9 protein-coding genes and 2 tRNA genes are annotated in these 7,922 nt (G+C 63.5%); 6 read left to right on the top strand and 5 right to left on the bottom strand.

Annotation, left to right across the window (positions count from 1 at the left end):
- The first annotated feature begins 164 nt into the window (after positions 1 to 164).
- The 4 genes from VJ162_RS08665 (at position 165) to VJ162_RS08650 (ending at position 3,157) form a co-directional block, all read left to right on the top strand.
- Positions 165 to 419 (top strand): DUF5789 family protein, encoded by a 255-nt coding sequence (locus tag VJ162_RS08665; RefSeq protein ID WP_324663701.1) that lies wholly within the window; start codon positions 165 to 167, stop codon positions 417 to 419.
- Positions 420 to 465: 46 nt separating this feature from the next.
- Positions 466 to 541 (top strand) — tRNA-Cys (locus VJ162_RS08660).
- Between the two features lie 240 nt (positions 542 to 781).
- The gene (locus VJ162_RS08655) at positions 782 to 2,179 is read left to right on the top strand and encodes a right-handed parallel beta-helix repeat-containing protein (RefSeq protein WP_324663700.1); all 1,398 of its coding nucleotides are present in this window, start codon (positions 782 to 784) and stop codon (positions 2,177 to 2,179) included.
- Positions 2,180 to 2,302: 123 nt separating this feature from the next.
- Entirely contained in the window at positions 2,303 to 3,157 is an 855-nt protein-coding gene (locus tag VJ162_RS08650) for a hypothetical protein (protein ID WP_324663699.1), read from the top strand.
- 81 nt (positions 3,158 to 3,238) lie between these two features.
- Here the strand turns inward: VJ162_RS08650 and VJ162_RS08645 are convergent, their stop codons facing one another.
- The 4 genes from VJ162_RS08645 to VJ162_RS08630 all read right to left on the bottom strand — a co-directional run bounded on the left by VJ162_RS08645 (position 3,239) and on the right by VJ162_RS08630 (position 4,903).
- The gene (locus tag VJ162_RS08645) at positions 3,239 to 3,451 is read right to left on the bottom strand and encodes a hypothetical protein (RefSeq protein WP_324663698.1); all 213 of its coding nucleotides are present in this window, start codon (positions 3,449 to 3,451) and stop codon (positions 3,239 to 3,241) included.
- Between the two features lie 448 nt (positions 3,452 to 3,899).
- A tRNA-Lys gene (locus tag VJ162_RS08640) sits at positions 3,900 to 3,973 on the bottom strand.
- Positions 3,974 to 4,007: 34 nt separating this feature from the next.
- Entirely contained in the window at positions 4,008 to 4,673 is a 666-nt protein-coding gene (locus VJ162_RS08635; RefSeq protein ID WP_324663697.1) for a DUF7119 family protein, read from the bottom strand.
- A gap of 80 nt (positions 4,674 to 4,753) precedes the next feature.
- On the bottom strand, positions 4,754 to 4,903 hold the full coding sequence (locus VJ162_RS08630; protein WP_324663696.1) for a hypothetical protein: 150 nt from the start codon (positions 4,901 to 4,903) through the stop codon (positions 4,754 to 4,756).
- 265 nt (positions 4,904 to 5,168) lie between these two features.
- Here VJ162_RS08630 and VJ162_RS08625 point away from each other — a divergent pair, with 265 nt between their 5' ends.
- Together VJ162_RS08625 and VJ162_RS08620 are read left to right on the top strand one after the other, a co-directional pair.
- A complete protein-coding gene (locus VJ162_RS08625) occupies positions 5,169 to 5,507 on the top strand; it encodes a hypothetical protein (protein WP_324663695.1) in 339 nt (112 codons plus the stop codon).
- Positions 5,508 to 5,603: 96 nt separating this feature from the next.
- Complete coding sequence (locus VJ162_RS08620) at positions 5,604 to 7,367, top strand: nitrite/sulfite reductase (RefSeq protein ID WP_324663694.1); 1,764 nt, start codon at positions 5,604 to 5,606, stop codon at positions 7,365 to 7,367.
- A 44-nt stretch (positions 7,368 to 7,411) separates the two neighbouring features.
- Here VJ162_RS08620 and VJ162_RS08615 read toward each other — a convergent pair whose 3' ends face one another.
- Positions 7,412 to 7,891 (bottom strand): hypothetical protein, encoded by a 480-nt coding sequence (locus VJ162_RS08615; protein WP_324663693.1) that lies wholly within the window; start codon positions 7,889 to 7,891, stop codon positions 7,412 to 7,414.
- Between the last annotated feature and the right edge of the window lie 31 nt (positions 7,892 to 7,922).

Below are 7,922 nucleotides of genomic sequence, written 5' to 3'. Positions count from 1 at the left end.
AGCGTTCCGGCGAGTACTGGAGTGGGCGACCCTCTGGGAAACCCGGTTCGCCGCCACCATTCATTCACTTTCAGCCTCTCGAGGAGAGTCATCTCTCTTCGAGGGGCTTTTGGTATTTATACGGTACGTCTAACTACGCTGTTGCGAGGAGAGCTATCTGTGTGATGCGTACCGTCAAACTCAACGAACTGACTGAATTACTGGAGTCGGCGTCGTATCCCCTCTCGGTTGAGACGGCACAAACGGAGTTCGGCGACGTGCGCCTGCAGTATGCGGACGGCTCTGAACCGCTCGATGTGGTGTTGGGCCGGCTCGAAGACGAGCGGTTCGACTCCGCGGAGGAGGCCCAGTCGTCGATCTTCAACACTGTGCCCGTCGAGGGCGTCGGCGAACCCGGTCAGTCCGAAGGCGAGGGCTAGCGGAATTCGCTACCCTTAAGCGACCGACTCATTTACTGTAAACTGCGCCAAGGTGGCAGAGTCCGGCCTAACGCAGCGGCCTGCAGAGCCGCCCATCGCCGGTTCAAATCCGGCCCTTGGCTTGCTGTCGTAGATACTCCCGTGAGCCACAGCGATAGGCTTTCATCCGGGAGATGTGCGGCATAGAGCCCGATTCCGGTGTCGAGTCGCCGTTCGGTACCAGCGGCAAGGACGGTATGGAGCTACTTCGGCCGCGTATGGTGTTGCGATCCGCCCAGATAGGCCGCGCCGGTACGGGGACACATCCACCGTGTCCGTGTTAGACGCTTCTTTCTAATGTATATCTACTCGCTCTATCGGATATGGAGCTGTCACGCAGAGAGACAGTAGCCGCTCTCGCCGGTGTACTCGCGCTTGCGGGCTGTGGAAGACCGGAGAGCGCAGGGCGGAACGAGCAATCGACTGTCGGGGCCGACCTGGACGACCGCGCCAAACAACAGCTGGGTGACTCAAGCGGGCGGAGCGTCTCGGCGGAGGAACTCGTCGCCGGATACGAGGCGGATATTTACGTTCTCGCTCAGGGTGAACAGTTTCACGGTATCGACGAGACGGAAGAGACGCTGGTTCAGGCCGACGACCTTGGACGTGTCATCAACGAAGCGCAGGCGACACTCGGAGAGGGTCACATCCTCGTGGCCGCTGGCGGTCTGCTGGGCGTTGCAATCGAGCAGGCCAGCCAAATCACTCTCGTCGGTCTCGACGAGCGAGTGGAACTGACACCGACCGATGCGGCCGGTGAATCCGACCCGATATACCGAATCCCGGCCGAGACGACTGGGGGACAGTTCGAATCGATCAGTATCGATATGCAGTATCGGGGTGGGTCGGCTGTCTCCGCCGACGGGTATACGGAGCTGGTTCTCGACGGGATTCACATCCAGCACGTCGGGGAGCACGGTATCACGCTCGCCGACGGGGAGTCGATCGAGATACGCGACGCACGATTCGAGAGCATCAGCAAGGACGCCGTCTCGATTACTAACTGTTCGGGCGTCCAGATGGACTCGTGTGACGTGACCGAGGCAAACCATGCGGTTTACGCGGGTAGTTCGTCGAACGTCACAATCAGTGATGTCACCGCCCGAAGGGCGGAGTACAGCGCTTTCGCCATAGGGGACTACACTACGAACTGGGAGGTGACCGGGTGTCGGGCCATCGATGGGGGAAGTACACCGTTTACCGCCTCTACCGCGCTCAGCGGCGCTTTCGTCGACTGCGTGGCCGAGGGGACGACGGGGACAAACGAGGGGGGCTTCGAGATCGAGTACAACTCGGACAACGACGAACAGAACCGACGGGACCCAGTCCGTGACTGTTCTGTCGTATCGTGTACGGCTCGGGACTGTAACGTCGGTTTCTACGCTCGGGAAGACGAAAACCACGACACCGGGACACCCATTATCAGGCCGCGATTCATCGACTGCACTGCGGCCAACTGCGACACCGGGCTCTTCATCGGCAGCAACGTGGAAGAGGCGATAGTTGAGGGCTTTGACCCCGTCGACTGCGACACCGACCTCGTCGACAACGGAGTGCGGACGATAATCGACGGCAAAAGCGAGAACGAGGGCGACCCGTCGAACGAGGGACAGTGGCTCGGACACGCGGACGCGGCGGTGGCGCTCGATGTCGTTGTCGTGGATACGCTGGACGGAACCCGATACACTGCGACAGAGCAGGGTGGGTGGCAATCGCGATGACGCTCTGGCTGGTCGCGGGGTGTGGCGTACGACGCCGACACGTGCAGTCACGGCCGGACTCGGGCTGTGTTCGGGGCACTCGAAAAGTAATCATTAAACCGCGCCGCGACTGACCGTCTGGATATGCAACGACGAGCCGCGGCGGCGTACTTCCTGTTCTTCCTCGTCGCCAGTGTCGCAGCGTACTCGTACATTGGCGTCGCGGAGAGTCAGCGGCCGGAGGTGCAACTCGACGGACCGGAGCTGACAAACGACAGCACCTTCACTAGCGAGGGCCAGACCTACACCGTCTCGAATATCCACATGTCGGGCGGCGGCGGACACGGGGGTGGCGGGGACATGGTCGCAGACCTCTCGTGGACGAACAACTCCTCGCAGTACACTGCGACCATAGAAGCGGGGTCTACGACCACACTCGATAACACGACGTACAACGTCAGTGTCGACAACTCGACGAGTACGTTGACGCTCACCGCCCAGCAGAACGTCACGGCGCTGCTCCAGGACGACAGCGAGGTGTACAACTCGCTTGCGACCCGGGACGGCGAGCGGTTCGTCGTCTACCGCGCGGACAACTCAACGCAGCCGCTCGAGGAGTGGCTGCCGGAGCCGGAGACGGTGACGTATACGGTCGGTGACCAGTACTCGTATCAGGCCGACAGCGGCACGCAGATGACGACTATCACCGAGGTGACGGACGCCGGTGCGACCGTCGAGTGGACCGCGCCGCGACAGCAGACGGTCGAACTCAGCGAGGGTGGCAACGTCACGCTCGCGGACGGGCAGTACTTCGCGCACTTCCCGGACCACAGCACGGTTCAGGTTGTCAGCGTCGACCAGTACTCGCAGTACCAGGAGACGCTCGCCGACCAGGACTACTTCCACGAGCGCAAGAACGGCCTCTGGGGCATCTCAATCCTCAGCGGCATCGCGTCGGTGCTGATGCTCGGGATGGCGTACCTCCCGAACCGCGGCTGAGGGTCGCTATCACTGCAAAGCGTCCCACGACTGGCGATATCGATACGAGACTGCAAAACAGGGTCGAGGAAACGCGGCTCTTTATTCGTCGTTCCAGCTGACGTACGCGAGCGCCGCTCCGAGTATCCCCATCAGCACTGAGCCGACCACCTGCAGGGCTGCGCTGCTCATAGTTGCCTGTGTCGTCCACGGCGCGCCGAGGATGGTGCCCGCTGCAGCCAGTACGAGGAAAATGCCGCCGGCGACACCCAGTGGTTTCAGCGGGTCGTCGAGTCCGTCGGTGAGTGCGTTCATGTTCGACCACTGCGTGGTGAGGGTCCTAAATCATCCGGTCTGGCATCTCGGGCCGTATGAGCTGTCCAGGTTGGGCTGTGTGACCGACCGCGTTCACGAGTGCGACGGACGGGGTGCACCACGAAAAGGCGATGCTCTCGCCGCGGCGTTCTTGACCGACTTTTTTGTTCGATACCGCTCGCTGTCGCTCGCGGATATCTCACGGGTCGGGAGGGAGTTGAACCGGAGGGAGACGGTCGGCCTCACTTCGTTTGGCCGCTGCGACTCCCAGGGTTCAGCTCCTTCCTGCCGGTTCACTCACTCGCTCCTCACGTCCGTTCGTCACAAAAGCGGGCCGGGAGGGAGTTGAACCGGAGCCAGACGTGCTCACTACGCTGTGCGCGACTGGCAGGGTTCAACTCCCCCCTCGTTCGTTCGATACCGCTCGCTGTCGCTCGCGGATATCTCACGGGCCGGGAGGGAGTTGAACCCCCGACCATCTGGTTAAAAGCCAGACGCTCTGCCTAACTGAGCTACCGGCCCGCAATAGGGGATGGGGGAACTGGCGGCTAAGTACTTACGATCCGTCGTCGAGCGTCGATTCCAGCGACTCCGTGACGACGCTGCTGGGGTCGGTGGCGTCGAGTGCGGCGCGGCGTCGGAGCTTGCAGTAGGCGTCGGTGTCGATGTCGATAGTGAGCTCGCCGAGGCGGTATCCCTCGGCCGCGAGCGCTTCCTCGATGGTCGCACCGTTGTTGACGCCGCTGGCGACGGAGCGTATCTGGCGGACCGTCAGGTCGTGGTCCAGCGCGGCCCAGGCGAGCAGGAGGCGGGCCTCGCCAGCCAGGCGGGCGATGTGTTTCGCGGCGGTGGGGGCGATCTCCCCTTTGGCGACGTGGACGCGGATCGAGCGGGGGAGGTCGTGGACGCGGGACCACTTCCGGATGAAGGAGACGGTCGCGTCGCCGCCGGCGCGCTCCGCTGCGGCCTTGTAGGAGCCTTCGCCCCGGACGAGCGCCGCACACGCCGCCGCTCCGCGCAGCATGTAGACGTTGTCGTCGGCGCCGGCGGTGTTCTCGGAGAAGCGCCGCACAGTCTGTGCGGCGAGTTCGAGGCTGTCGGGGTCGTCGGGGTCGAACTCGACGGCCTCGTCGGCGTGTTCCCCGGCAAACGTCGGGTCACCACGGATGACTGGTTTCCCGACCGGCGACTCCCGGCCGGTCGACGGTGCGTCGTCTGGCATCAGTACGCCGTTAGCGGTCCCCGCACAAAAGTATCCCGTCCGGCCGTGCTACTGCGGTACCGGTGGTCGAATACGGGGAGTTAGTCGTCCGAAGCGCCTTCGCGTTCTTCGGACATGTGTTCCCAGATTTCGGTACAGCCACATCCGTCCTCGACGTCGTCGAGGTGGTCGGTGGTTGGTTCGTCGAGTTCAGCGTCGGCATCGTCGTGCGTTTGGTGTGCGTTCGTCATCGTTTCTGTATCGGGCGACGGGTGTCGTCGCGTGTCGCTACTCCTGCATAACGGCCCGTTTACCTTAAGGGCGCACCCTCCTGTAAGAACGACCCACACTGCGGCTTACCGGCAACTCGTGCAGCTACCTTGTACGGTTGCTGACAACTTGCGGGCGATGATACTACGACACACGCACCGCAAGAGGGCGGCCGGTTAGGTACGGCACCGGCGAAAGTTGACAGCGCCGATGCCCTCAGGTGTCTCGGACATCTAATGAGATGTAATGACGACCGACGTTCACCAGCTCGACGACGGCGCGTGGATATCCGTCAACGACTCCCGGGAGGTGAACGTCTCGGACCTGTGGCGGTTAGCGAATACGGACTTCTGTGGGTGTGAACTGACCGATTTCCTCGCCGAGGGGTTCGTGAAAGTCGGTGTCGACTACCCGAACATCGAGGCTCGCGTCGCCGGCCAGTGTATCGCCTGTGGCGAGAGCGGCGTCACGGACTGGCTGACCGTCGGCCGCGTCGTCGACCCCGATTCGGGGGAATTCTACGGTGTCGTCCACGAGAGCGTTCACTTCCCGGGCAAACACGCCCGCGACGGCGACCCGGATTAAGTGGCAAATACGTCCTGTTTCGGGTAGTTGGGGAGACGGTTGACGAGAAGGCGTACCGTATAAGTCCGGCCCGCTAGGGGTGTGACAGAACTAGCGATGCCCACAAAAGTCGAAGGATGGAAAGACGAAGTCTACGGCAACGAGATCCGCGAGCACCTCATGGAGTTCGCGGAGGAGGGATGGGAGTCCATCCCCGAAGACGAACACGACGCGTGGTTCGAGCGCTTCAAGTGGTGGGGCCTGTACCACCAGCGCTCGGGCCAGGAGTCCTATTTCATGATGCGTATCGGGACGCCAAACGGCGTCATCAAACCGGGACAGCTGGAAGTCATCGGGGAGATCGCCGACGAGTACGCCCGCGGCCCCGCCGACAACCCCGAGTTCGGACCGGCCGTCTGTGACTGGACGACCCGCCAGTCCATCCAGCTCCACTGGATAAAGCTGGAGGACGTTCCGGACATCTTCGAGAAGCTCGAATCCGTCGGTCTCTCTACCCAGCAGGCCTGTGGTGACTCCTGGCGCAACATCGTCGGCTGCCCAGTCGCCGGCAAGGACAAACACGAGCACGTCGACGCCTGGCCCGTCGCCGAGGAGCTCCACGAGACGTTCAAGGGCAACGACGACTACGCGAACCTCCCGCGCAAGTGGAAGGTCGCCATCACCGGCTGTGACGAGGGCTGTGGCCAGGGCGACATCAACGACCTCGCCTTCGAGCCGGCCGAGAAGAACGGCGAAGTCGGCTTCAACGTCCGCGTCGGCGGCGGCCTCTCCCGGAAGGAGGCCCGCCTCGCCCGCGATATCGACGTCTGGGTCCCGGCCGACAAGGCCGCCGACCTCGCCCACGGGATGTCCTCGCTGTTTCGCGAGTACGGCGACCGCGAGGACCGCTTTAACGCCCGCATCAAGTTCCTCATGGACGAGTGGGGCCCCGAGAAGATGCGCCAGGTCCTCCAGGACGAGTTCGTCGACTTCGAACTCGAAACCGCCGGCGAGGACATGCGCGACCAGTACACCTACAACTCCGGCGGCCAGACCGGTCACAACGACCACGTCGGCATCCACGAACAGCCCGACGGCAACTACTACGTCGGCCTGAACGTGCTGGTCGGCCGGATGGGCGCCGAGGACACGCTGGAACTGGCCGAACTCGCAGACGAGTACGGCTCCGGCGAGGTCCGACTCACCCAGCGACAGAACGTCATCATCATGGACGTTCCCGAGGAGGACCTGGAGGACCTCAAGAGCGAGCCCCTGCTTGAGGACTACTCGCCGAACCCCTCGCCGTTCATGCGCGGCTCCATCGCCTGTACGGGCACGGAGTACTGCTCTCTGTCCATCGTCGAGACGAAGAACCGGCAGGTACGGTACGCCCGCTGGCTCAAGGACAACGTCTCCCTGCCCGACGACCACGAGGACTTCCACATCCACCTCTCGGGCTGTACGGCCTCCTGTGCCCAGCCCCAGATCGCCGACATCTCCCTGCGGGGGATGAAGACCCGCAAGGACGGCGAGCCCGTCGAGGCGTTGGACATCGGTCTGGGCGGCGGCCTCGGCGAGGATCCCCGCTTTGCCGACTGGGTCGAGATGCGCGTCCCCGCCGACGAGGTGCCCGGCGCCATCCGGAACCTCGTGAACAGCTTCAAAGAACTCCGCGACGACAGCGAGACGTTCCGTGACTTCGTCGAGGCCCGCGACGAGGAGACGCTCGCCGAGTTGGTCGAGCCCGAGGAGACCGACTACGACGACCCGTACATGCACAACACGAAGATGACGTGGTACCCCTACGCCGAGGACGACGACATGCAGTCCTCGCCGGCCCCGACCGACGGGGACGGACAGCCGCTCCCCTCCGACGACTGAGGGCCGCGCGGTTTTCCGTCTGTTCTCGTTTCTGCTCTCTACCGTCAGCGACGGCTAGACCGGCGTGTCCGAACTCGCTTCACCCCGACACCGAGCGCAACCACTCCGACACCGGCGACACCCAGGAATACGGCCCGCAGGACATCACAGAGCGCCGCCAGACACTGGGTCTGCCAGGCCCGGACGACGTAGTACGTGCCCCGGTCACTGACGACCGTGACGCCGGCTGTATCGGTGCCGTACTCGAACGACTCGGGCCAGCGGTCCGCGCGGACCGTTATCTCCTCGCCGGCCGCCGCCTGTCCCTCCCGGAACACGCTCTGTGTCGCCGGGTCGAGTTCGTCGTACGCGTACACCGCGGCGTCGCGTTCGCTCGCGTTCGCGGCGGTGTCGGCATCGCTCGCCATGACGTGCATCCGATAGTCTTCGCCCGGAACCGCCGTGTACAGGACCAGCCCACCGACGAGCGCCAGCACGCCGCAGCCGAGGAGGAAGAGAGTTCTGCGGCTCGGACGAGAGTTCATTGCCCTCACTCATCAGACCACTGTAAAGTGC

Source organism: Haloarcula sediminis (assembly GCF_035656455.1).
In the GTDB taxonomy this organism is placed as follows: domain Archaea; phylum Halobacteriota; class Halobacteria; order Halobacteriales; family Haloarculaceae; genus Haloarcula; species Haloarcula sediminis.
Note: the sequence above shows the minus strand (reverse complement) of the source record. Positions and strands in the feature narration are given on the sequence as shown.